This is a genomic window from Duganella fentianensis (genome assembly GCF_964031615.1).
GTDB classification, from domain to species: domain Bacteria; phylum Pseudomonadota; class Gammaproteobacteria; order Burkholderiales; family Burkholderiaceae_D; genus Rugamonas; species Rugamonas fentianensis_A.
Window position 1 is genome coordinate 10972 of the sequence record NZ_CAXIQN010000012.1, and the last position, 24669, is coordinate 35640.

General features: G+C 60.2%; 22 protein-coding genes. 6 read left to right on the plus strand and 16 right to left on the minus strand.

Annotated features, from left to right (window positions below; all coding sequences use genetic code 11):
* Positions 1 to 203 precede the first annotated feature (203 nt).
* From ABNT42_RS07925 to ABNT42_RS07935, 3 genes are all read left to right on the plus strand, one after another.
* Complete coding sequence (locus tag ABNT42_RS07925; RefSeq protein ID WP_348696145.1) at positions 204 to 2309, plus strand: AAA family ATPase; 2106 nt, start codon at positions 204 to 206, stop codon at positions 2307 to 2309.
* Positions 2309 to 4936: a hypothetical protein gene (locus ABNT42_RS07930; protein WP_348696146.1), complete on the plus strand. Its 2628-nt coding sequence runs from the start codon at positions 2309 to 2311 to the stop codon at positions 4934 to 4936. Before ABNT42_RS07925 ends, ABNT42_RS07930 begins: the two co-directional genes overlap by 1 nt.
* Positions 4937 to 5032: 96 nt before the next feature.
* A complete protein-coding gene (locus tag ABNT42_RS07935; protein ID WP_348696147.1) occupies positions 5033 to 5344 on the plus strand; it encodes a hypothetical protein in 312 nt (103 codons plus the stop codon).
* A gap of 3 nt (positions 5345 to 5347) precedes the next feature.
* On the opposite strand, the gene ABNT42_RS07940 is transcribed toward ABNT42_RS07935, so the two are convergent.
* From ABNT42_RS07940 to ABNT42_RS07960, 5 genes are all read right to left on the minus strand, one after another.
* Complete coding sequence (locus ABNT42_RS07940; protein WP_348696148.1) at positions 5348 to 6343, minus strand: diguanylate cyclase; 996 nt, start codon at positions 6341 to 6343, stop codon at positions 5348 to 5350.
* 43 nt (positions 6344 to 6386) lie between these two features.
* Entirely contained in the window at positions 6387 to 8120 is a 1734-nt protein-coding gene (locus tag ABNT42_RS07945; protein WP_348696149.1) for an EAL domain-containing protein, read from the minus strand.
* Positions 8117 to 8500 carry a response regulator gene (locus tag ABNT42_RS07950; RefSeq protein WP_348696150.1) on the minus strand — a complete coding sequence of 128 codons (384 nt, stop codon included), beginning with the start codon at positions 8498 to 8500 and terminating at the stop codon, positions 8117 to 8119. The genes ABNT42_RS07945 and ABNT42_RS07950 overlap by 4 nt, the downstream gene beginning before the upstream one ends.
* A 62-nt stretch (positions 8501 to 8562) precedes the next feature.
* The gene (locus ABNT42_RS07955; protein WP_348696151.1) at positions 8563 to 9189 is read right to left on the minus strand and encodes a response regulator; all 627 of its coding nucleotides are present in this window, start codon (positions 9187 to 9189) and stop codon (positions 8563 to 8565) included.
* Complete coding sequence (locus ABNT42_RS07960) at positions 9186 to 11369, minus strand: ATP-binding protein (protein WP_348696152.1); 2184 nt, start codon at positions 11367 to 11369, stop codon at positions 9186 to 9188. Before ABNT42_RS07960 ends, ABNT42_RS07955 begins: the two co-directional genes overlap by 4 nt.
* Before the next feature lie 303 nt (positions 11370 to 11672).
* Here ABNT42_RS07960 and ABNT42_RS07965 point away from each other — a divergent pair, with 303 nt between their 5' ends.
* Positions 11673 to 11879, plus strand: a complete 207-nt coding sequence (locus tag ABNT42_RS07965; protein ID WP_348696153.1) for a hypothetical protein — start codon at positions 11673 to 11675, stop codon at positions 11877 to 11879.
* On the opposite strand, the gene ABNT42_RS07970 is transcribed toward ABNT42_RS07965, so the two are convergent.
* A complete protein-coding gene (locus ABNT42_RS07970) occupies positions 11876 to 12451 on the minus strand; it encodes an Hpt domain-containing protein (RefSeq protein WP_348696154.1) in 576 nt (191 codons plus the stop codon). The two genes, ABNT42_RS07965 and ABNT42_RS07970, sit on opposite strands and share 4 nt — an antisense overlap.
* 202 nt (positions 12452 to 12653) lie before the next feature.
* On the opposite strand from ABNT42_RS07970, the gene pssA reads away from it, so the two are divergent.
* Complete coding sequence (gene pssA / locus ABNT42_RS07975; RefSeq protein WP_348696165.1) at positions 12654 to 13379, plus strand: CDP-diacylglycerol--serine O-phosphatidyltransferase; 726 nt, start codon at positions 12654 to 12656, stop codon at positions 13377 to 13379.
* A 28-nt stretch (positions 13380 to 13407) separates the two neighbouring features.
* On the opposite strand, the gene ABNT42_RS07980 is transcribed toward pssA, so the two are convergent.
* On the minus strand, positions 13408 to 14334 hold the full coding sequence (locus ABNT42_RS07980; protein WP_348696155.1) for an aldo/keto reductase: 927 nt from the start codon (positions 14332 to 14334) through the stop codon (positions 13408 to 13410).
* Positions 14335 to 14487: 153 nt separating this feature from the next.
* Here ABNT42_RS07980 and ABNT42_RS07985 point away from each other — a divergent pair, with 153 nt between their 5' ends.
* Complete coding sequence (locus ABNT42_RS07985; protein WP_348696156.1) at positions 14488 to 15798, plus strand: HDOD domain-containing protein; 1311 nt, start codon at positions 14488 to 14490, stop codon at positions 15796 to 15798.
* A gap of 80 nt (positions 15799 to 15878) precedes the next feature.
* On the opposite strand, the gene ABNT42_RS07990 is transcribed toward ABNT42_RS07985, so the two are convergent.
* The 9 genes from ABNT42_RS07990 to ABNT42_RS08030 form a co-directional block, all read right to left on the minus strand.
* Positions 15879 to 17024 carry a D-alanyl-D-alanine carboxypeptidase family protein gene (locus ABNT42_RS07990; RefSeq protein ID WP_348696157.1) on the minus strand — a complete coding sequence of 382 codons (1146 nt, stop codon included), beginning with the start codon at positions 17022 to 17024 and terminating at the stop codon, positions 15879 to 15881.
* Between the two features lie 84 nt (positions 17025 to 17108).
* Positions 17109 to 17774 carry a CocE/NonD family hydrolase gene (locus ABNT42_RS07995; RefSeq protein WP_348696158.1) on the minus strand — a complete coding sequence of 222 codons (666 nt, stop codon included), beginning with the start codon at positions 17772 to 17774 and terminating at the stop codon, positions 17109 to 17111.
* 6 nt (positions 17775 to 17780) lie between these two features.
* On the minus strand, positions 17781 to 18098 hold the full coding sequence (locus tag ABNT42_RS08000; protein WP_155436478.1) for a (2Fe-2S) ferredoxin domain-containing protein: 318 nt from the start codon (positions 18096 to 18098) through the stop codon (positions 17781 to 17783).
* 32 nt (positions 18099 to 18130) lie between these two features.
* On the minus strand, positions 18131 to 19264 hold the full coding sequence (locus ABNT42_RS08005) for a VanZ family protein (RefSeq protein WP_348696159.1): 1134 nt from the start codon (positions 19262 to 19264) through the stop codon (positions 18131 to 18133).
* 16 nt (positions 19265 to 19280) lie between these two features.
* Positions 19281 to 19877 (minus strand): ABC-type transport auxiliary lipoprotein family protein, encoded by a 597-nt coding sequence (locus tag ABNT42_RS08010; RefSeq protein ID WP_348696160.1) that lies wholly within the window; start codon positions 19875 to 19877, stop codon positions 19281 to 19283.
* A gap of 11 nt (positions 19878 to 19888) precedes the next feature.
* Positions 19889 to 20827: an MlaD family protein gene (locus ABNT42_RS08015; protein ID WP_348696161.1), complete on the minus strand. Its 939-nt coding sequence runs from the start codon at positions 20825 to 20827 to the stop codon at positions 19889 to 19891.
* Positions 20827 to 21687, minus strand: coding sequence for an ATP-binding cassette domain-containing protein (locus ABNT42_RS08020; protein WP_348696162.1), 861 nt, complete (start codon positions 21685 to 21687; stop codon positions 20827 to 20829). Before ABNT42_RS08020 ends, ABNT42_RS08015 begins: the two co-directional genes overlap by 1 nt.
* Entirely contained in the window at positions 21687 to 22817 is a 1131-nt protein-coding gene (locus ABNT42_RS08025; RefSeq protein ID WP_348696163.1) for an ABC transporter permease, read from the minus strand. The genes ABNT42_RS08020 and ABNT42_RS08025 overlap by 1 nt, the downstream gene beginning before the upstream one ends.
* Positions 22818 to 22883: 66 nt before the next feature.
* On the minus strand, positions 22884 to 24383 hold the full coding sequence (locus ABNT42_RS08030) for a radical SAM protein (RefSeq protein WP_348696164.1): 1500 nt from the start codon (positions 24381 to 24383) through the stop codon (positions 22884 to 22886).
* Positions 24384 to 24669: the final 286 nt, after the last annotated feature.

The window sequence follows — 24669 nt, forward strand, 5'->3', positions numbered from 1 at the left end:
ATGTAATTAGCAGTGTCTGCAAGGCCAATCTTTATTGCGGCGCTCCTTATTCAACTTGAATGTATCAATCATCTAGTGCATCATTCCCTCTGGGAATTATTAGGGCGGAGTTGCGCCTAGCAAGGATTTTAAGTGCCGTTCGTTTTCGATTTGGGCTTATACATCTGGCCACCTTCTGTCGCAAATAGGGGAGCGTTAGAGGGATGAGCGCGTCTGAGGTAACGACGAGACTGCCCGACTTCAACTGGACAGACGCTGACCTTCTGAAGTTTATGGCGGAAAATTGGGGCATGGTAGACCCCAACCACATTCGGGTGAGGGGGCGCTTGCGCGTCGCAGACGCTGGCGGTTTTGGTTTCTTGGAAGACCTGTCTGACGCAGTTAGCGGCATTAAGCTGCAGTCGCTTTCACACATCTCTCGTGTGCAGCAAGGTGTCTTTGTCGCACCGCCTGACTTGGACGCTCTGCTTACCCGTTCGGGACCAACCGAATATGCAGTTGCCGAGTTGATGCTCGCGCCACTTTTCCGGCGGCAGCAACGAAATGATCCGCTTGCCTGCATGGTGCGGCCACATTCGCTGATGGCCTTAAGCCGTGCGCCGGAGACTTGGGGCTTGAAATCAACTGAAGAGGACAGAGCCCTATTGCTGCTGGATCAGGCCCGTGAGGCAATTACGGCTCAGCTCGAACAGGACACAGCGAAAGTTGCTACAAAGCTTGAGCACTTACAGACCGAGTGTGCCCAACAGGAGGCCACACAGAAGGTACTGCAGGCCACCCTCGACGAGGCTGACGAACGGTTGTTGGCTGTACGCCAGCAAACGGAAGCGCTGAACGTAGATTTTAATGTGAGGAGCAGTATTTTGGAGGACAAGCTACGTGCGCTCGATAGTTTGCTGCGCCAACGGGGTGAGCGGCTTGTCGCGCTTGACTTGGTCGAAAAAGAGGATTTGCTCGAACTGATTCCTCCATCCGATCAATCGGATACCCGTATTGGACACGATTATCTAAAAGTACTTGCAGGTGACTTTGCGCAGCTGGCGCCATTTATTCAAGCGCGACTTTGGTCGAAAAACATGTTGTTTTCGCAGGGCCAGTTGCGTGATTTTTTGGCACTTATGCGTACCCACGACCTTGTGGTGCTGGCGGGTGATTCTGGCTCAGGTAAAACAAGTTTAGTACGAGCGGTTGCAGATTCGATTGGTGGGCGCTGTACGGTAATACCGGTCAAACCTAATTGGACAGGACCGGAAGATTTGCTTGGGTACTACAACCCGATTGAGCGAAGCTATCATGCAACGCCTTTTCTTCTTGCCTTGCAGGCTGCTGAGCGTGAGCCTGAGATTATTCACTTCATCTGCCTTGACGAGATGAATCTTGCGCGCGTTGAACATTACTTTGCAGATTTTCTTAGTCTGCTGGAAGAGCGCGACAAGACCCCTATCATCCCCTTGTATTTGGCAGACGAGGAGCAGCATGTTGTGGTCGAGTACAACCATTTCCTCACACTAGAGCAAGAGGCGCGACATCGTACAGGTATGAAAGAAGGGGCGACCTTCCTCGATATGCTGTTGAACGAGCAAGCGAATGCGACGTTGCATCAGCTTGGCGGGTTTCAAGACAACGAATCCATTTTGTTACACCATTCGCGATTGCGCAGGTCCGCGAGAGCCCTTATACGTACGCCCAGTTGCCTTAGGTTTCCAAGCAATGTGCGTATTATTGGTGCCGTGAATATTGACGAAACGACCCACTACCTATCGCCCAAAGTACTGGACCGTGCCCATGTTCTTCGTTTTCGCAATCCCTTACTGATGGATTGGGATGCGATCCAGGCTGAGGTTCAGCACTTTGAAGTCGACATCACGCTCCCACTGCGTTTGTCAGCGGAGGACTTAGGCCTGCGGGGAAGTTATCCTGCATACGACCGGACAGCTCCCTATGCTGCGCTGCTAACTAAGCTGACACGCGATCATCTGGCTCCGCTGGGTGTCGAGTTCGGACTACGTGCGATCCGGCAATCGCTGGGCTATCTACAGGCTGCACAGGCGGCTGGGATTGACGACCTAACAGCACTTGACAACATCGTACAACACAAGATTCTGCCTAAGCTAATGTTGGATTCGACCCGTACTGATGCCAGCGGGCGTAGCAAACGCGAGATCCTCATCTCCTTGCGCGAAGCGCTAGCTGTCGCTCTAGCTGGGTTACAGCCCAGCGTCGGAGAAGAAACTGCGCTGACAGCGCTAGACCAGTTGATTGGTTCCCTAAATAGCAATAACGGAATCGCCAATTATTGGTTGCGTTGATGTTCGCGTCGTTACACGCCCACTATCTCGAGATTGAATGGCAAGAAGCCGGTTGCGCGCGCACGGTCAAGGTGTCCCCCGAACCTATCGAAATATGCGAACTAGACGGTGGAGTTTTGTGCGCCGAGACTCAGGTTTTTCATGATTTGTGTCCTTGGGTAGGACTACGCCTTGAGGGCGAACTTACCGGCATCACTCCTGCTTTTGAGAGGGCAGATGGCGTCCTGATGCCGATGCTCCGACTCGAGGATGGACACGGCGAGCATTGGTGGGTGCAAGACAATGGCTGGGATCCGGTTGGCAACCGGCACCTGAGCGAGTTGCATCGTAGCATGGGCCAGTTCAATGTTGTGCTTGGCCCCCACCGCCTTTTGCTTAACAACGTCATTGATGGGTTGAGCAGAGTGCAGGTCGAGGAATATTTGCACGATTTTCAGCATGATCTGGTCTGGTTAGTTATGGGGTTTGGGGGAGCCACCGGATCAGCAAGCAGTGGTTTCCAAATGAATCGTGAGCTCATCGAAGCATTGGAGGCGTTTGCTGCAGCAGCGCGTCAGGTACTTGTTCGTCCAGCTAACTCTGTATGCGAAGTACAAGTGGAAAAAATCCCGGCTCGCGTGCGGCCAAACTCGGCAACGTTTCGGCAATATCTTCGCAATCCAGTGGCCCACCGCCTGCCCAGTCGCGGTGTGCAAGAAACGCCCGATATTGCCGACAATCGTTACCTACGCCATCTTGTCCAGGTTTGTGAAAAGCTGTGCTCTAGCTTGACGAAGGCGGTCGGCCAACAGGCGATCCGATTAGCTGACCGTGCCCGGCTCGAGGCTGAACGTGCTGCCGTCTATAATAAGATGACGCATCGGCAGGTTGACCCAGAAATCTTTGATCGCCAGCTTGCCGAACTCAAAAAGAAGTTATCACAAGTTGAAGCCTACTGCGATGTCGTTCCTGCATCTGATGAGAGGCTGCGTACACTGGAGTTTCAGGTTGGGGCAGCCTATGCGAAATGCACGGATAAATTTTTCTATAACAATAGGGATGGGAGCGTAGCAGCTGGCGAAAGCAAAGAATGGCAATATGAATTTAGTACGCTTCAGATTCCCCAAACCTTGGCCGATGTAATTAAGCCAACTCTGAGTTTCTGTGATTACTATCGCATGGTGGGTACCGGAGGTGCCAGACTAGAATTTACCAATAATGGAAAGCCATATCGGGCAGTCCACTTTACTGGAGTCAGTTCCATCAAGCCGTTCACAAAAGCGTTAGCGCGAAAATTCGACAAACGCGCGCAGTTGGAGGCTAACAACTGGTTAGCCCCTCTGACAGTAAAGGAACGCCAAGAGAGCCAGCAGGAAGCGCATACTGCTCACCTACGAGGGCAAACCTATCGCCAGTACGCTCAGAAAGCAGAGCAAATTTCGTCTGCGTTGAATATGTGCCAGAAAGAACTCCGGGCTCAAGACCTGCATTGGCAGAGGCTAGAGGTGGTGCCGTCGGTGACGCTGCCAATGGGCGTGCGTTTTAGCCAAAGTCCGAGCTATGCGGCCTGTAAGGTCGCTTTTTCTAAGCTGACCCAACTCGTCCAACAGGGGGGGCTTAAGTTAGATTCATTGGAAGCACTTGACCGGATTAGTGTACTTCATGCAAGTGCGCTTTACGAACGCTGGTGCTTAGTGAAGATCCTGTCGATCTTGATTGAAGACTACCATTTTCAACCTGAGGCTGGCTGGCAAGAAGAGTTAATACGCGCAGTTTCTGGAAAGCCTGAGACGCTAGAATTGATCTTGCAGCGGAAAGACGTCGGAATGTCTGCATCTCTTGAGATCCAACCAGTACTACCAAATGGAAGACGACCGGATTTCCGACTGCGGTTTTTCTATGACGACAAGCCATCTGCGCCTGACCTTCGTGATAAGGAAAGAAGGCGAGAGAAGCAGCCTAGCGCGCCGCCATTCAGGAAAGAGGGGTTAGGCGGACTGGTACTCGATGCGAAATTTCGTACGAGTTGGCGCAGAGGTGAACTTGGGCGCATGTTAGCCAGTCTGGTTGAGGAAAAGGACTATGGTCAACAGGGTGATCGGGTTTTCATTTTGCACCCTGCGCCAAAAGCGATCTTGAAGCCAACTTCACCATTAAGCTGGGGAAAAGACTGTGATTATGGGCAAGAAGCTGGAAACGGGCACTCCAAGGGGGTGGTTTATCTTGCCCCTGGTGTTGGTGCAAGTAATCCGGAACTTAACCTTCGACGATTGCTCATATTGCAATTGCAAGCAAGCTTTCCGACGCCTTCCGAAGTTAATTTAGATGGTGGGAGTATCTGGAAGAGCAAAAGCTTTTGCATTCGCTGCGGAAAGGCCCATCAACCATGTGATGTCCAGCATCAATCAACTCGGCGTGGAAGTAGTTTTTGGATCTTGTCGTGTAATGAATGTCAGATGCACACAATTCGTACTCATTGCTACGGTTGTAATTCGAGTCTCATCTTTAAGAATGGCCTTAATCTGACCTACCACAGGACTGTTGCGGACCAGATTACAAATGTTGTATGTCCGCAGTGCGGCAAATACTTCGACAATGACCTGCATGGTAGAGAGCAAGGTACTGGTATGCAGGACGGCGACATCTAGAACAGTAGTTGGCTTGTAGCTGTGGGAATCGCCACAATTCTGGACAGGGTAATTGTGCGGCGTTGACAGGGGGGGTGCCGCATCCGATCATGGGGCATGGAAGCGCGCATCGCCAAACTTGAGGAATTCGCTGCCGACGCCAAGCAAAGGCTGGTGTTGATCGAGACGCGTCTGGATCAGACCGCCACCAAAGCCGATGTGCATGAAATGACGGCGGCGATGATCAAATGGACGGTGGGCACTGCCGTTGCTATTGTGGTGGCCGCGATCAGTGTGATTACCGTCGTCGTGAATACGGCCGCCCAGCGTAGCCCCGCCGGCGTGGTTCCTACTTCAGCGCCGGTCATAATCTATCTGCCGGTGCCAGTGCCGCCTGCCTCGACTTCGGCTGCGCAGCCCTCCCGCTAAGCGCTAGGTTTGTTCTTCTTCGACTGCCAGCACATGCAGTTCGACCCTGTCGCGGCCATTGCGCTTGGCCTGATACAAACAGCTATCGGCCGCCGCTAGCAGGCTGGCCGCATCGGCCAGATGCTCGCGATGGAAGCTGGCTACGCCTATGCTGAGGGTGACGTGGGGGCGGGTAGCGGCCGGTGCATGCGGCAACTGCAGGCTGGCCACGTGGGCGCGGATGGCTTCCGCGTGCTGGGCTGCCTGCTCGGCGCTGGTGTCGGGCAGTACGGCGGCAAATTCTTCGCCACCGTAGCGCGCGGCCAGATCGGCCGGCCGCTGCAGCATGGCGGCAAAGGCTTCCGCTACCGCCGTCAGGCAAGTGTCGCCCTGCTGGTGGCCGAAGTGGTCGTTATAGGCTTTGAAGGAATCGATGTCCATCAGCAGTAGCGATAGCTGGCCGCCGTTGCGCTGGGCGCGGCGCAGTTCGCGATCCAGTGCCACATCGAAGTGGCGGCGGTTGGCGATACCCGTCAGCCCATCCACATACGATTGCGCGCGCAGCGCTTCGGCCTGTCCGCGCAACTGCTTTTCCTTGTCCACCGTAACGCTGACGTCGCTCACTTCGATCAGGCAGTAGTGCTGCTTGCCTTCCGTGAACGGGGTGACGGCGACGGCCTGATCGATGCGTTCGCCGCCCCATGTGCCGCTGGCATACAGGGGGAAGGGCGCACGCTGGCTAGCGGGCGACAGGCGCTGCGGCAGCTTGCTCTGCATGGCGCTTTGCACCAGCTGCTCCAGCCGCTGGCCGGCCAGTTCGGGGAACAGTTCGAACAGGGGACGACCCAGTACGCGGCTGGCCGACAGGCCGGAGTGGCTGGCCAGCCACTGGTTCCACACCACCACGCGTAAATCGGGATCCAGCACCATCAGCCCCATGCTGGCCAGCGCCAGTATGCGGGTGGACAAATGGGCGTGGCCGCTGGCGGCGGCCGGAGTGGCGATGGTGCTGTCGGTCATGCGAATTTCCTTGCTGGGCATGGGGGATGACCGATTATAAGCGCTACGCGCTCCCCGCAGGCGTGTAGGCCAGCCGCGCATCCTGGCGCAACAACTGGGTCATCATCTCGGCCGGTATCGGCCGGCTGAAGTAATAGCCCTGTATCACGTCGCAGCCGTGTTCAGCCAGATAGGTGAGCTGCTCGGCCGTCTCCACGCCTTCCGCCACCACCTTGAGTTTCAGGCTGTGCGCCATGGCGATGATGGCGCGCACCACGGCGGCATCGTCGGTGTTGTGGGGCAGTTCGCGGATGAAGGCGATATCGATTTTCAAAGTATCGACGGGGAAGCGGCGCAGATAAGCCAGACTGGAATAACCGGTGCCGAAATCATCGATGGCGATGCGCACGCCCATGGCCCATAGTGTGGACAGGGTGGCGGCCGTGCGGCTCAGATCTTCCATCAGGGCGGTTTCCGTCACTTCCAGCGACAGCAGGGCGGGATCGATGCGGTGCCGTGCCAGTGCTTCGGCTACCGTATCGACCAGCGTGCAGGTGCTGAACTGGTGGCTGGCCACATTGACCGCCACGGGCAGTGGGCCGGCATCATCGGCGGCCCACTGGGCGATCTGCCGGCAAGCCTGTTCGATCACCCATGCCCCCACTTCGCGGATCATGCCGGTCTGTTCCAGCAGGGGGATGAATTCGGCCGGCGAGACGACGCCATGGCCGGGCCGGTTCCAGCGCAGCAGCGCTTCCGTGCCCACCATGCGGCCCGTGCGTAAATGGACTTTGGGCTGGTAGTACAGCTCGAATTCGTCGCAGGCGCAGGCGTGGCGCAAAGCCTGCTCCAGCTGGTAGCGGTGTTGGGCTTGTTCGTTCATGGCATAGGTGAAATAGCTGCACTGATTACTGCCCGATTGTTTGGCCTGATGCAGGGCGATGTTGGCGTAGCGGATCAGGGTGGCGGCATCGACTGCATCGTCCGGATACAGCGCCACACCCATGCTGACGCTGAGCGCACGTCGACCTTCCGGCAGGGGGAAAGGTTCGTGCATGGCAGCCTTGATCAGGGCGACGATGCGGCCACAGTCGCTGCTGTGTTCGAGCGCGGGCAGCAGCAGGGCAAATTCGTCGTTGCCGAAGCGGGCCAGACTGGCGCGCGGTGGCGCCAGCCGGTTGAGCCGTTGGGCCAGCAGGCGCAGCACGCCATCGCCGGCCGGATAGCCTTGCGTGTCGTTGAGACTGGTGAAATTATCCAGATCGATCAGCAGCAGTGCGCTGGGATGGGGCTGGGCCGCAGCCAGCTGGGTGGCCAGCGACTGGGAAAACAGCTGGCGGTTGGGCAGTCCCGTCAGGCTGTCGTAGCTGGCCATGCGCAGGCCGTAGGCACGGGTATCGTTGTACAGCAGGCGCACTTCCAGCAGGTTGCGGATGCGCGACAGTAGCTCGCCCGGATCATAGGGTTTGGTGAGGAAGTCTTTGGCACCCGCTTCCAGCGCGGCCAGCTTGCTGTCGTAATGGGCCGACAGCACCAGCACGGGCAGATACTGGTCGGCCTCGATCTGGTACAGCGCTTCCAGTACCTGAAAACCATCCATGTCCGGCATCTGCAGGTCCAGCACGATCAGGTCGTAGGCATGGCGGCGGTGCAGCTCGGCCACGCTGGCTCCATCGCAGGTGCTGCTGACATCGGTGTAGCCGGCGCTGGCCAGTAGCTGGCTGAGTATGTGATTGCTGAGTTCCTGATCATCGACCAGCAGGATGCGGGCACGGTGGAGTAGTTCGGCGGCGATCATGGCAGAGAACCTTGGGGATAGACCTGGGCGATGGCATCGAGCAGCAGCTGGTCATTGACGGGCTTTTGTAGATACGCCAGCGGTAATTGATGCAGGGCACGGAACTGCTCCTGCGGTTTGGGGTGGCCACTGATCAGGATGACGCCCACTTCGGGCGCCAGCGTGGCCAGTCTGGCCTGCACGTCCAGCCCGGTCAGATCGGGCATGTGCACATCGAGGATGACACAGCAGGGATGCTGCTCCCCTAGGGCTTGCAGAAATACGCTACCGCTGGCAAAAGCGCGCGCACTGAGCCCGGCCGAGCGCAGCAGGCGCACCAGCGCACGGCAGATGGCGGCATCGTCATCGACAACGGCAACCCAGGGTGTTTTTGTTTCCATGAGGCCACAGTAGCGTGCTGCTGTGGTGCTGCCTATGGGACTTTGGGCTTACGCCGTATGGTTTATGCGACGGGGGGCGGTTGCTGGCGCACGCGGTCCACCATGCGCACCAGGGCGGCCAGCGAACGTACTTCCATTTTTGCCATCACGCGAGCGCGGTGCACCTTGATGGTCTTTTCGGCTGCGCCCAGTGTGGCCGCTACCTGTTTGTTGAGCAGGCCTTCGATGATCAGGTCCAGCACTTCCGTTTCGCGCGGAGTCAGGGTGGCCAGTCGCTGGCGGATAGCAGCCAGTTCCTGATCGGCATCGCGGGCGCGGCGGTTGCTGGCGCAGGCCTGTGCTACCGCTGCCAGCAGGCGCTCGGCATCCACCGGCTTGGTCAGGAAGTCGGCCGCGCCCAGTTTCATGGCGCGCACACCGGTGTCGATATCGCCATGGCCGGAGAGGAAGATCACCGGCAGCAGGCTGGCCCGCTCGCTTAGCGCCTGCTGCAGCGCCAGTCCGCTCATTTCCGGCATGGCCAGATCGAGGATCAGGCAGCCTTCCGCCTGCGCATCGACGCTGCGCAGAAATGCGCTGGCGCTGGCAAAACTCTGCACCGTATAGCCGGCCGAGTTGAGCAAACGGGTCAGCGCCTTGAGGATGGCGGGTTGATCGTCTACCAGATAGATCTGCAGGCTCGTATTCATGACTGGGGCTGTTCGGCCAGTGGCAGGCGCAGGTGGAAGGTGGCGCCACCATGGGTATTGTTTTCCGCCCACAGCCGGCCACCATGGGCATCGACGATGCTGCGGCAGATCGATAGTCCCAGCCCCATGCCGCGCGCCTTGGTGGTGTAGAACGGGGTGAAGATCTGCTCCAGTGCTTCGGCCGGAATGCCGCCACCGCTGTCGCTGATGCTCAGTTGTAGCGTATGGCCCACATGAGCGCTGCGCAATTCGATCACATTGCTCTGTTCCAGATGCTGGCTCTGGGCATCGCAGGCATTCATCAGCAGGTTGAGCAGCACCTGCTGCAGTTGCACGGGATCGGCTTCCAGCGTCAGGGTTTCCTTGCACAGCTCGGTGCGCAGAGTCAGGCGCTGGTGGATCAGGTCATTGCTGATCAGGTGCAGCACGCTATCGATCAGGCTTTGTGCGCTGATGCGCTGGCGCTGGGCATCGTGCTTGCCGAACAGGCTGCGCAGACGGGCAATGATGGCACCGGCCCGCTGGTCTTCCGTCACGATGTCGTTGAGGATTTCCTGCACTTCCGTCAGATCCGGCGTGGGCATGCTGAGGAAGCGCTGGGCTGCCTGTGCGTTACTGAGAATGGCAGTGAGCGGCTGGTTCAGTTCGTGCGCCAGTGCGCCCGACAGTTCGCCCAGCATGGCCACCCGCGCCAGATGGGTGACTTCCTTCTGCTTCTGCTGTAGATCCAGTTCGGCCTGCTTGCGGCTGGTGATGTCGAGCGAGACACCACGCACCAGTGTGGGACGTTGCTGGCGGTCGAATTCCACGCTGCCGTGCGAGCTGATCCAGCGCTGGCAGCCGCTCGGCAGTTCGATGCGGAATTCCATATCGTAGCGGTTGGCGCCGAACAGCGTGCTGTCGAGCGTGCGCTGGACTTGCTGGCGGTCGGCCGGATGCACCCGTGCCAGCAGATCATCGAGCGTCAAGGCTTGCTCGCCCGTGAAGCCGAACAGTTCGCGCCATGCTGGCGACACCCAGATCTGCTGCTGGCGCAGGTCGCGTGTCCAGATGCCCAGATGGGCGGCGCGGGCCGCCAGTGCCAGCCGCTGCTCGCTTTCGGAACTGTCGGCACGGGCCCGTTGCAGGTCGCGTGCGGCAATCTGCAGGGCTTGCGCCAGTTCGCGTGCTTCGCTGAAGTACAGCCGCGGCAGCGGCAGCGGCACAGCCTGCCCCACCGCCAGTGCCGGCGCGATCAGCGCCTGGATAGAGCGGGTGACGCGGCGCGCCAGCCACAGGGCGCAGGTGCTGCCCAGCGCCAGTGCAATCACGCTCAGCGTAATCAGCCAGAACAGGCTGCGTCGCAACGGGGCGGTCAGCTCATCGTGCGGAATGCCGAGGATGGCAGTCCAGCCGGTCTGGCTGGAACGGTGGTAGACGAATAGCGAACGGCGCCCTTCCAGCGTATAGGATTCGAACATGGAGCTGCGTTCGCGCGACAGGGGCTGGCGCAGTTCGGCCGGTAGCTGCTGGCCCGCCAGCCGCGCCATATCGTGGCTGCGCGTGATGATGCGGAATTGCTGGTCGACGATGCCGGCCCGCCAGCTATCGGGAAACTTCTGCTCGAATAGCAGGGGCTGCAGGGTGGCCGGGGTGACGGTGGCGTTGAGGCTCATGATCATTTTGCCGTCGCGCATCACCGGCACGGCAATGGTGACGATGGGGGCGCCGGCCAGCGGGCCGATGAAGATGCCGGAGACGCCGGGCTGGCCGCTGCTGCGGGTACGCTGGAGCAGCGGGGTGTCGCCTAGCCGTGCCAGCGGGCTGCCATAGGGACGCAGGCTGGAGAGCAGGATCTGGCCATCGAGATCGATGAGCAGGATGCTATCGACGTGCAGCTTGTCGACCATGGCGCTGACGCGCGCATGAAAGCTGCGCAGGTCACCACTCTGCAGTAGATGGGAACCGGCCAGTACTTGCAGAGCTAGCTGGGTGCCGCGTACTTCACGGTCCGCTGCGGCGCTGATATGGCGCGCATGGTTGAGCGTATTGTCGACCAGCCGGGCTTCTTCCTTGCGATAGAAATTGATAATCAGCACGGCCAGCACTGCCACGATGGGCAGGATGCAGGCCGCCACCAGCAGGGTCAGCACGCGGCGTACACTGGGTGGAGCGGAAGACTGGGCAGGAGGGACTGTCATCGGATGCGCAGAGGGAAGCAGGCGCTGATGATTGTATTGAAGATTGCCGTGCGTCACAACTTAGCGTATGCAAGCGTCGTATAGGTGCCGCACTATCGATTCCGGCCTTTTAATTAAAAAATATTTCCTCATTCGGACCAGCCTGTTTCCCGCAGCGAAACGCCCGATTCTGCCCATTGCGCGGCGCAGGCACGGGGTATGAACCTGCTATCATGGGTCGCTTGAGAATTCTCATGCACGTGTTATTCCGCTGAAGTAATCTTGCAACGTTGACCTGAGCACGGCCCTGGAAAGGAGGCGATCGTGGATCCGATACAAGAGAGCGTACAGGATGACAACACCGGCGTGCCGCCTGCTGCGGCCACGCCGCCCGCGCCCATGCGCGCGCGTCAGGCCTTGCCGCCCAAAGGGGCGTGCTGGTATTGCGATAAGCCACTAGATAATGTGCGCCGCTTCTGCGACAAGGAGTGCGCCGATGCGTTCGACGAGGAAAAGGAATATACCCGCTAGTCCGGCAGCACGTCCGCCGGTAGCAGTGCCAGTGCGGCTTCGTAGTCGAACAGCAGCACCTGTTCCCGTAGCGCCAGATAGCATTCCTGGCCCAGTGTATGGCTGAGGGCATCGGCCGATTGCTCGATCACATCCACTGCCGCGCCATCGCCGCAATCGAGCAGGCTGGCCAGATGCTGCACCAGTGCCAGCGAGGTCGGCATGTGGCTGGCAACATACGGTGCTGGTGCCGCCTTATGATCTTCCTGTAATACCACCTCGATCTGGCGCAGCAGCGCCTGCAGTGCCGCTTCCAGCGCAGCGAGCTGGCTGTCATTGCCGCCGCTCTCCAGTGCATGGGCCAGACGGGCCACCTGCCGTGCGCCTATCATGCCGGCCGCACCTTTCAGAGTATGGGCAATGCGGGCGGCTACCACATGGTCGCCGGCGGCGCTGGCAGCGCGCGCCTGTGCTGGTGCATCTTCATAGCGCTGGCGGAAGCGTAGCAGGATCTGCTGGTAGAGGGCACGGTCGCCCATCAGTTGCTGCAGTCCGGTGCCGGTATCGAGGACGTCGGTGTCGGGAGTGGTCATGGCAGGCGGCTGGATCAGAGGTGGCGAATGCGCATAGGGATTCATTCTATGACAGATTTCAACTTGATAGCAGGATAGTGTGGCCATCCGCTCAGGGTAGAATGGCGCTTGCCCGGGCAATGCCCCGGTTTTAACTGGATAGAACGCTTTGAAACCACACCACCACGCGCGTGTACAGCGCGCCAAATTTGCCCTGCCCAGTATGGTGACGCTGATGTCGATCGCCTGCGGTTTTGGCAGCATCGTGATTTCGGTCGATAACGCCCGCATCGGCGCGGCACAGGATTACCGTCTGGCCGCTATTCTGCTGGTGCTGGCCGGCGTGTTCGATGCGCTCGACGGGCTGGTGGCGCGTGCCACCAACACTACTTCCGAGTTCGGCATGCAGCTCGATTCCATCGCTGACGTGATGAACTTCGGCTGTGCCCCCGGCCTGCTGCTGTATTGCTACGGTTTTGTGCAGTTAGGGGCGGAGCAGCCTATGCTGCTGCGGCTGGGCGGCATTGCCAGCTTCTTCTTTGTTGCCTGCGGGGCTTTGCGGCTGGCCCGCTTCAATGTGAATGTGGGGCGTACCGATCCGCGCTATTTCGTCGGCATGCCGATCACGGCCGGTGCGGCCTGCGTGGCTTCGGTGGTGGTGGCATGGCCGCAGCCGCCTGTCACGGTGCTGCATGGCGGCCTGATTGTGGCGCTGCTGTTCGCGGTGGGCAGCCTGATGGTGTCCACCGTACGCTTCCCTAGTTCCAAGCAGAAGAAGAGTGCGCTCGCGCTGCTGCTACTGGTGCTGAATCTGGGCCTGCTGGCATGGCTGCAGGCGCTGTATTTTGCGCTGTTCTTCGCCGTCTACATCGTCCTGACGCTGGCACTGAATCTGGCGTGGCAGCGCGGCTGGCGCGGGATCGCGCCGCCGCAGGTTTTTCATGACTGAGGCGCCGCGCCTGACTTTGTACGCCTGATCAGGCGACCTCGTGGCCCCGTGCCGCGCGCAGGATGGTGAACCACTGGCTGCGGCTCAGGCTGAACTGCGTGGCCTGCACGGCGTCCGCAATGGCGCTGATGCGGCCCGTGCCCGTGAGGGGAATCGGGCGCGACGGCAGCTGCATAATCCACGCAAACACCACGCTGGCAAACGGTTGCTGCAGTTCGGCGGCGACCTGTTCGATGGCGCCACGCACACGCTGGCCAGCGGCATCATTGTTGCTGAATAGACGGCCACCGGCCAGCGGCGACCAGATCATCGGTGCCACGCCCAGATCCTGCAGGCCGTCGAAGGTTTCGTCGAACATCGGTGCCACGTGCAGCGGCGAGAATTCCACCTGATTGGTGCTCAGTGCAATGCGCCGGTTCAGGCATTCGAACTGGTGGCGGCTGAAATTGGAGACGCCGAAGTGGCGTACTTTACCGGCCTGCCGTAAGGCGTGGAAAGTCTCGGCCATGACATCGAAATCCATCAGCGGATCAGGGCGGTGGATCAGTAATAGATCAAGATGGTCGGTGCCCAGATTGCGCAGCGACTGCTCGACGGAGGCGGTAATGTGGCTGGCGCTGGTGTCGTAATGCTGGATGGTGTGCGCCGGACGGGCGGCATTCACCAGCTTGATGCCGCATTTGCTGACCAGCTGCATGCGCTGGCGCAGGCCCGGCTGCAATGCCAGTGCTTCGCCAAACAGCGCTTCCACGCCATAATCACCATAGATGTCGGCATGGTCGAAGCTGCTCACGCCCAGTTCCAGACACTGCTCGATCAGGCGCAGACGCTGTTGCGGCGTCAGCTGCCACTCCTGCATGCGCCACATGCCCGCGACGATGCGGGACAGGCTCAGGCCATCCTGACGGGTCAGGCTGGCGGGGCAGGACAGCGGATGCGAGGGCGTGTTGGACATGGCAGACCTTTGTAAAAAGTAGGCGGCCATTATACCGAGTGGCTGTAATTTTATTACATCGGGCGATGAAGAGTTGTTGTTATGACTTGAAAAATGCCGTTTCCCTGTATCATCAGGGCAATCGCGAAATTTGGAGTACGTGTAGTGGGGATTATGTCCTTGTTCAAGCGCTGGCTGGGCGGCGCAGCGCAGCAAGCGGCGCCGGTGCTGCCGGCCGTGGCCGCGCCAGCGCGCCCGCTGGATGCCATGCCGGTCGTGGTGCGGGCCGAGATGATCGACCAGCGCCACCGTCTGTGCGGCTACCGCTTCCACGCCGTGGCCCGCCCGCACGGCGCGCCGCTGGCGGAAAGCGCCATGGTGGCGGCGCTGCTGGAAGCCCGTGTGCCGGAATTCGCCGCCCAGCGCGTGGCCCTGATTCCGCTCTCGCTAGATGCCGTCACCTTCGGCCGCCATGTGCCGCTGCTGGCGCCGCATACGCTGTTTCTGCTGGACCGGCGCCATACCGAACTGCCGGTGGAGCAACTGGCGGGACGCATGACAGCGCTGCGCGAGACGGGCGCGCAGCTGGCTCTGCGCGGCGTGTCACTGGCGCCGGAAGAAGCGCCTTTGCTGGCGCTGTGCGATATGGTGCTGCTGTACCTGAACGAACATAGCCTGCCAGCGTTTCAGGTACTGATCAAGCAGTTACGCCAGCGCTATCCGGCACTGAAACTGTGTGTGGACGGGCTGGAATCGTGGAACGAGCAGCGTATGTGCCTGTCGTGGGGCTGTGATTATTTCATGGGTCCGTTCCTGACTACCCGCGACGAGGCTGACAGCGAAGGCAAAGTGGACCAGAGCCGCATGACCTCGATCGAGCTGCTGAACCTGCTGCGCACGGAGGCCGAACTGCCTGCGCTGATCGATGTGGTCAAGCGTGATCCCGGCATGACTTACCAGTTGCTGCAATGGGCGAATGCGCCCGCCAATGGATTGGGCACGCAGGTGACCAGCTTGCAGCAGGCATTTCTGGTGCTGGGGCGTAATCAGCTATACCGTGCGCTGACGGTGTCGATGTTCCGGCTTGGCAGTGGCGCGCATCAGGCGCGCGATGAATCGCTGCTGGAAGTGGCGCTGACACGGGCCCGTTTTCTGGAAACCTGCAGCCATCTGCCTGCCGCCCAGCGCGATGAGCTGTTTCTGGTCGGGATGCTGTCGCTGTTCGATGTGATGCTGGGTGTGCCGATGGCCGAGCTGGTGGGTAAGATGCAGCTGTCGCCGGAAGTGCGTGAGGTGCTGCTGGAGAATCGCGGTCCGTACGGGCCGTATCTGATGCTGGCGCTGCTGTTCGAGCGCGACAAGGTGGAGCGGGCGCTGGAACTGGCTGGCCGCATGGGGCTCGATGCCGACCGGCTGACCCAGGCCGGACAGGAGGCCTTCCAGTGGGCGCAGGAAGCGCTGCATCACACTGCGGCGGCCAGCTAGCTGGCTAGTTAGCCTAACGCAAGGCAAGGCAGGGCAGGACGGAACGGCCCCCGATGGGGCCATTCGTCCTGTCGCGGGGATTACTTCATCCACAGGCGCAGGGAGTCCCATGCGCGGCCGAAGATGGAAGCCTGATCCACGGTTTCCAGTGCCACCACGGGCAGTTCCAGCAGCGGCTTGCCGTCCACCATCATCTTCAGGGTGCCGACGCGGCTGTTTTCCGCCAGCGGGGCGACCAGCGGGTCTTTGCGTTCCAGCAGCGGTTTCATTTTGGCAGCCACGCCTTTCGGTACCGTCACCAGCACGTCATTGGTGAAGCCGATCTTCACGCTGCTATGCGAACCCTTCCAGATTTCCGGCGTTGCAATGGCCTGACCCTTGGAGTACAGCTTGACCGTATCGAAGTTCTGGAAGCCCCAGTTCAGCAGCTTCTGGCTTTCCTGCGTACGCGACTGGTCGGACGAGGTGCCCAGCACCACCGAGATCAGGCGGCGTTCGCTGGCGCCGTTAGGACGGTGGGCCGAAGCGATCATGCAGTAGCCGGCCGCTTCCGTATGGCCCGTTTTCATGCCGTCCACGGTAGGATCGAGCCACAGCAGGCGGTTGCGGTTAGGCTGGGTGATCTTGTTGTAGGTGAAGCTTTTCACCGAGTCGATCTTGTAGAACTCGGGGAAGTCCAGAATCACGCGCTTGGCCAGTACCGACAGATCCTGCGCGGTGGAATAGTTTTCCGGGCTGGGCAGGCCGTGCGGATTGGCGAAGCGGGTGTTGGTCAGGCCCATGCGCTGGGCTTCCTTGTTCATCATCGCCACGAAAGCGCTTTCGTCGCCGGCTACCGCTTCAGCCAGAGCCACGGCGGCATCGTTACCGGACTGCACCATCAGGCCGTACAGCAGATCGTTGATGCTGACGGGGGTGGCCGGATCGATGAACATCTTCGAGCTGGAAGAATCCACTTTCCATGCCTTGGTCGAGACATTGACCATCTGCTTGAGGTCGATCTTCTTGTCGCGCAGCGCGCCGAAGGTGACGTAGGCCGTCATGATCTTGGTCAGCGAGGCTGGTTCGATGCGGGCATTAGGTTCTTGCGAAGCGATGATCTGGCCGCTGGTGGCGTCCAGCAGCAGCCAGGAGCGGGCGGCGATGGTCGGTGGCGGCAGGGTTTGCGCAACGGCGTTGGTCAGCATCAGGACACTGGTAGCGAGTGCCGCAATAATTTTCTTCATGGATGTCGGTCAGCTTATACGGTTAAAGGCGCCTACCCTAGGCGGGTAGGGCGCCGGTCAGACAGGAGCAGGAATTATAGAGCTTCAATCGGCGCTTGCGGCGTCCGTTTCAGCAGCGTCCGCTACATTCGGGCGGTGCCACAGTTGTGTGACCCAGCTCTTGATGTGTTGGAGCTTGCGGTGGAAGAAGTGGTCGGCACCGGGGATCACGATTACAGGAATGTCCTGCGGGCGCAGCCAGTCCAGCACGTCGATCAGGGGAATGGTGTCATCGTTCTCGCCGTGGATCAGGATGGTATCGGCTGGCACGCTGGCCATTTCCCATTTACCTGCTGCGCTGCCCACCAGTACCAGCCGCTCGGCTGGCGTGCCCTGCGCCGCCAGCTGGTGCGCCAGATGCGATTGCACGAAGGTGCCGAAGGAGAAGCCGGACAGGGCCACGGGCAGGCCCGGATAGCGTTCGGTCATCCATTTGTGCAGGATGGCCATGTCTTCCATCTCGCCTTTGCCGTGGTCGTGCACGCCTTCGGAAGCGCCCACGCCGCGGAAGTTGATGCGTGCCGCCACATAGCCCAGATTGACGAAGGTGCGCGCCAGCGTGACGGCCACTTTATTGTCCATGGTGCCGCCATACAGCGGATGGGGGTGTGCCACCAGCGCGATGCCGCGCGGGCTGTCTTTCGGGAAGTCCAGTATGCCTTCCATCTGGCCGGCGCCGCCGGTCAGGGTAAATTTTTCAGTCTTGATCATGGGTGTTTACAGTTTGAGACGTTCGACGACCTTGCCTTGGACCAGATGGCTGTCGATGATTTCATCGATATCGCTGTTGTCGACATAGGTGTACCACGTGCCTTCGGGATAGACCACCAGCACCGGGCCTTGTTCGCAGCGGTCGAGGCAGCCCGCCTGATTGATGCGCACCTTGCCGGCGCCGTTCAGATTGAGTTCCTTGCAGCGCTGTTTGGCGTGCTTCTGGGCAGCCGCCGCGCCGTGTTCGCCGCAGCTGGCGCGGCCATCGTCGCGCTGGTTCATGCAGAAGAACACATGGTGTTTGAAGTACGGAGTGTCGCTCATGGCGGTATCGGGTCCGGAAAACTAAGGTGGCGCTATGATACCTCAGGGGGCGCCCGACGGTGCACGGGTAGCCACAGGAACCAGAGCGCGGCCAGCGGCCATAGCAGGGTGAGGAACTGGGCCGCACCGTTAAAGTTGAGGAATTTGCCCTGCACCCACGATTGCAGGGTGACCACGAAATACGGGTTGGACGGGGTGGTGTTGATGATCACCAGACTGAGCAGCAGAGTGGTCAGGGCTAGCCGCCGCTGTGCCAGATGGGGCGCAAAGGTCAGGCCGGCCAGCATGATGGTGCCGATCAAAAAGCCCCCTTCGGCGCCGGGCGTGACCCAGACAAAGGCGTTTTCCGGCGAAAACAGCAGGGCGGTGGCCAGTGCCTTCACGACGATGGCACTGGCGATCAGTCCACCCATCAGCAGGCCGCGCGGGGCCGGCTTGCGCAGCACGCATAATAGCGTCAGGGCGGCGCCCACCATGCCGCAGGCAGTGATGATGGTTTCGGACAGCCAGTACTGCTCCACCGTCAGCACGCTGTCGGGGCGCAGGTACTGGGCCAGATCGATGTCCGTATCGAGCAGTTGCGACAGCCATTCGGACAGAATGGGCAGTAGCTGGCCCAGCCCGAACAGGAAACTTTGCGGGTAGATCTGCGCCAGTGGCCACAGTGCCAGCAGCACTAGTCCGTGACTGGCATGGGGCGCGAACCAGCTTTTGCGCAGGCGCTGCAATTCGCTCTGGTCGAGCAGGCGGCGCACGGTCAGCACGCCGATCACCGCGCCCAGCATGCAGCCCACGCTATTGGTATAGAAGTCCAGATTCGACGACACCCGGCTAGGCAGATAGGTTTGCACGCCTTCCATCAGACCGGACAGCAGCAGCCCGCTGGCGCTGGCCAGCAGTAGCGCCGCCCAGCCCTGCAGACGCGGGTAGAGCGCATACACGATCAGGGTGCCGAGCGGTATATAACCGACCACGTTGATGATGGCGTCGAACTTGGTCCAGTAGCGCGGCATCTCGCCATGTTCGAGGAAGATCAGTGGCGACAGGCCCTGATTGTGCCAGCCCGTGAAGGGGAACCAGCTGGCATAGACGATCAGCAGCACGTACACCAGCAGCGCGCCACGGGTAAATGGCGACGTTTTGCTGGCGGGGGTGTGCTGTTCCACGTGCCGCGTTCCGGTCTTATGGCTGCGCCACGCTGGCCAGCCATGTCAGCAGGTCGGCCGTCAGTGCATCGCTGGCCTCGGCCAATGCCTGCGCGCCACCGGCGGCATCCGGCGTGGTGGCGGCCACGCTGCGCTGGAAGGTACGCTGATCCAGCAGGCGGTGGTTACGGAACAGCGAGGCGCGTACATTCAGCACACCATGGCTGCTGCTGGCGCTGGTGAAATTCTGGCCGAACTCGTTGACCTCTATCCTCAGCACGGTAGGGTTGGTAATCGCGTCGGTGGTGGACAGTACTTTCACGCCTGCCTGGGCGAAATTGGTACGCAGGCGCTGGCCCAGTAGCTGGAACGGGGTGGCGGCCCACTGGTTGTAGGCATACGGGCGCGCCTGCCGCGCATCGGCGTAGAGCAGGCGATACTGCATGTGTTCCGTATCAAGGGCGCTGGGGCCGGTAATATCGGCCACGATCAGGGTGCCGATCTTGCTGCTGAGGGTGGCGGCTGGCAGCGGACCGAAATCATAGCGCGCGATCGACGGTGGCGTGCTAGCGCAGCCGCCTAGTAGCAGGGCGCAGGTGGCAAGGGCGAACAGGTGGCGTAGCGTGGCAGTCATCGCAGTTTTCCTCATTTGGCGCTGGCGGAGTAGCCTGCTTCGCCGGGGCCGGGCGGGGTGCCGGGGGCGCCGAAGATCAGGCTTTGCGGGCGGTCGTTAATCTTGTTCATGGTCTTGCGCAGCGCGCGCATGGAAGCGCGGGTATCGTCCGACAGCGAGTTGACCTGCGGCAGGGTATCGAGCTCCAGTTCGCCCGCGACGGTTTCGACCGAGTTAGCGATGCGTTCGGTGGTATCAGTCAGGCGGGCGATAGGGCCATTCGGGGCCTGCAGGTGCTGCACCATCTGGTCGGCATCGCCAGCCAGACGGTTAAAGCTTTTCAGGGTCTGCTGGGTCTGGTCAGCCAGTTGCGGCAGGCGTTCCAGCGTGGGTTGCAACTGTTCCGGCAGGGCGCGGTAGGCCTGTGCCGTGGCGCTGATCTCGCTGAAAGTGTTGAGGATGGCGCGCTGATTCTGTTCGCTGAGCAGATTGTTCAGGCGCTGGGTGGCGATTTCGGTCTGGTCCAGAATCGCTTTGCCGCGTTTTTCCAGCACGTCGAACAGGCCGGGGCGCAGTGGCACCCGGGCTGGCGTATCGCTATTGGTGGCTAGTCGCGGCGAGCCTACGCTGTCGTCATCGAGCTGGATGAAGGCGATGCCTGTTACGCCCTGATAGCCTAGCGTGGCGAAGGTGGTGCTGGTAATCGGCGCATCCTTGTTGATGTTGAGGGTGACCAGTATCTGGCCCGTGACGTTCGGGTCGAAGCTGATGCTGGCGACTTTGCCCACCTGCAGACCGCGATAGCGCACCGGTGCTTGCGGGTTCAGGCCCGGAATCGGGCGGGTGGTGGCCAGTACATAAGGCGCGCGCTCCACGCGGTCGCGGTTGAACCAGAGGCCGAACAGGACGGCGGCAATCAGCAGGGTGATCGTGAAGAAGCCGGTAGTGAGGGCATGGGATCGGTTTTCCATCATTGCTCCTGAGGGTTTTTCTCGTTCAGGGCTTCCAGCGCGCGGCGGCCGCGATCGCCGAGGAAGAATTCATGAACGAAGGGGTGATCGACCTGTAGCACTTCTTCCAGTGGGCCGAGGGCGATCACGTGTTTTTCTGCCAGTACGGCGATGCGGGTGGAGAGAGCGAACAGGGTATCGAGATCGTGCGTCACCATCACGACGGTGAGACCGAGTTCGCGGTGCAGCGATTTAATCAGGCTGACAAAAGCTTCCGACAGGTCGGGGTCCAGACCTGCAGTGGGTTCGTCAAGGAACAGCAGCTTGGGCTCCAGCGCCAGTGCGCGTGCCAAGGCTACCCGTTTGACCATGCCGCCGGACAGGTCGGATGGCATCTTGTTGGCATGCTCGGGGCCCAGACCCACCATATTCATCTTCAGTAGTACGGCATCGACGATCAGGTCTTCGGGCAGGGCATGCAGTTCGCGCATGGGCTGGGCGATGTTTTCCAGCACCGTCAGCGCCGAGTACAGCGCGCCTTGCTGGAACAGCATGCCCCAGTGGTTGCGCAGTTGCTGCAACTGGGCCGCATCGATCTCGCTGATATCTTCGCCGAACACCCGCACGCAGCCGCGCGCCGGGGTTTCCAGCCCTAGCATCTGACGCAGCAGGGTGGTTTTGCCGGTACCGGAACCGCCCACGATGGAGAGGATTTCGCCCTGCTGGATTTCCAGATTCAGATCCTGATGCACTACAGTGCGGCCGTACTTGGTCCACAGACCTGTGATTTCCACGATAGGCACGCTGCCGTCCAGCGTCAGCTCGCCATCGCCGCGGCTACCGCCGCAACTGCGTTCGGGGACCAGTGCCGGATTCGCCATCAGAAGAACCCCACGCCGCTAAACACGATGGCGAAGACGGCATCGGCCAGTATCACCACGGTAATCGCGGTGACCACCGAAGTGGTGGTGCCGCGTCCCAGACTTTCCGTATTCGGTTTGATGCGCAGGCCGAAGTGGCAGGACACCAGTGCGATCAGCATGCCGAACACGGCGCCTTTGCCCAGACCGATCATGTAGTTCGCCAGCGGCACGGCGTCGGGCAGCTTGGTGATGAAGTATTCGGGCGACAGATTCAGTTCCACCCGTGCCGACACCATGCCGCCTATCAGTGCCATGGTATCAGTCCAGATCACCAGCAGCGGCATGGAAACTGCCAGTGCCAGCACTTTCGGCAGCACCAGCCGGAAGCCGTGCGAAATCCCCATGACTAGCATGGCATCCAGTTCTTCTGTCACCCGCATTACGCCCAGTTGCGCGGTAATCGAGGAACCGGAGCGGCCCGCCACCAGAATCGCGGCCAGCAATGGTCCCAGTTCGCGGATCACGCTCATGCCCAGCAGGTTGACCAGATAGATGTCGCCGCCGAAGGCGCGTAGCTGCTGGGCCGAGAGGTAGGACAGCACCACCCCGATCAGAAAGCCCACCAGCGCGGTAATGCCCAGCGCCTGAAAACCGGCATGGAAAATATTCGCGGAGATCTCCTTCCATGGCCCTTTCATGGGCGCACGGGCGAAGCGTCCCGCGTCGATCACAACCTGCCCCACCAGCCGCATGAAGCTGATCAGGTGAGTGACGAACTCCATCATCATGAAGCCTAGCTTCATGATCCATGTCAGTCGTTGCGGGCGGGTGGCGGGTAGTTCCAGCTTGCCGGTGGCTTCCAGCCGGATGAAAAATTCTTCCTGCGCAGGCGCCAGTTGCAATTGGGCGGGGCGGGCTTTGCCCCAGGCGTTCCAGAATAGCTGGGCGCCGATGTGGTCCATGCTGTCGATGGCGCGCAAATCCCACTGCGGGTTTTTGCCTTTGAGGGTGAGCAGTTGCTGCTGGATGGTGGCCATGGCCTTGCCCTGTGCCAGAGCGTGCACTTGCCACGTGCCGCCTGCCGTGACCGTGGGGTCGGCGGCAGTCGCTTGTGAGAGTGTCAGGATAGGCTCTTTAGCAATGGGCATAATGGCAGTTTAAGGGACTTTCGCCTTGACCGCTACCTATCCATGCGCGGCGTTGCCGGACAGTACCTAGGCGGCCAGATGGCGCGCCTGACGTGATGGTGCCGCCGTTTCGGCTCCGGCGGCGCCCCCTTTGAGGCGCGAGCCGGACTCGTTGCGGCCTGCATAGTCACTGGCCAGCAGGGCGTCGGCTTCGGTTTTGCTCATGCCGCGCGTCTGCAGCCAGCGCGCTACCATGGCCGCCAGACGATCAAGGGCAATCCGGTGGGTGGCGTCGGTATTCGCGTATAGCCAGTCGGAGAAGGCCATGAACTGGCCGAATGCATCGTCACCCAGCAGCACCGGCAGGGTGTTGCCGAAGCGGCCGGAGTTGGCCACCAGATCCCAGTAGCGCGCAAAGCGCACCAGTCGCTGCATGGTGGGGAAGTCGATATCGCGGTTGGCGAGGATGGTGTACGGCGCATATGGCTCGAAAATCAAACCATATTCCTGCGTATGACGGATGATCGGGGTGCCGCGCAGGCGCTTCAGGATACCGAACTGGATTTCATGGGGATTTAATGCCCATAGCTTGTTAAAGCCTTCGGCAAAGCTGTCCACCGTTTCGCCGGGCAGGCCCGCAATCAGGTCGACGTGCATGTGCGCGTGGGATTGCTGGGTGAGCCAGCGGATATTGTCGGCGGCCTTCTGGTTATCCTGCTTGCGGCTCACGAGCGTCTGCACGGCCGGGTTGAAGCTCTGGATGCCGATTTCAAACTGCAGGGCGCCAGCAGGGAATTTGCTGATGCCCTCTTTTAGTGCGTCAGGCAGATGGTCGGGGACTAGCTCGAAGTGGGCGTACACGGGGTCGTCCGGATGCGCTTCCAATTTATCGAGGAAGAACTGCATGATCTTCAGGCTGGTCTTGATATTCAGATTGAAGGTGCGGTCGACGAATTTGAATAGCCGTGCGCCGCGCGCATACAGCGCTTCCATCTCGGCGAGAAAGTCGTCGAGCGGGAAGGGCCATGCGGTCTTGTCCAGCGCAGACAGGCAGAATTCGCATTTGAACGGGCAGCCGCGCGAAGCCTCTACATATAGCGTGCGGTTTTTGATGTCGCTGTCGCTATATAAGGAGTAGGGCAGCTTGATCTGATCCATAGGTGGCTGCACGCCCGCATGGATCTTCATTAGCGGCTTGGGGCCGTGCAGAATCTCGCCGCACAGTTTGGGGAACGTCACATCGCCCCAGCCGGTAATGACATAGTCCGCCAGTTTGACGATCTCCTGCTCGTTCGATTCATGCGAGACTTCCGGTCCGCCCAGCACTACGACCACGTCCGGCGCTACCCGCTTGAGCATGGCGACCACGCGGGTAGTCTCTTCCACGTTCCATATATAGATGCCGAAACCGACGATGCGGGGTGCGTGCGCCAGTATGCGTTCGACGATCTCGGTAGTCTTCGCGCCGATGACGAATTCCTGCAGCTTGGTCTGCTCCTGCAGTTCGCCCATATTGGCGAGCAGGTAACGCAATCCCAGCGAAGCATGGGTATAGCGAGCATTCAGAGTAGTGAGCAGAATAGTCATGGTGCGGCAAAGTAGACGGGCAAAGGCGGTATTTTACCCTTGTCAGCCAGTGGCTTCCTTGCTATAGTTCGCCCCCTCGCAAAACAAGGCGCTCAGCGCTGAGTTGAACGAGAAAAAAGTAGGGGTTGACGAAACGATCTAAACGCTTCATACTCTTGCCTCTTCGCTGATGAACACAACGCTTCTCAGCAAGCAGTACCAAAGACAAGTTCTTTAAAAATTCACAGTCGATAAGTGTGGACGTTTGATGAAAGTGCACACGAAGCTAGTCTTCGTGATACTTAAA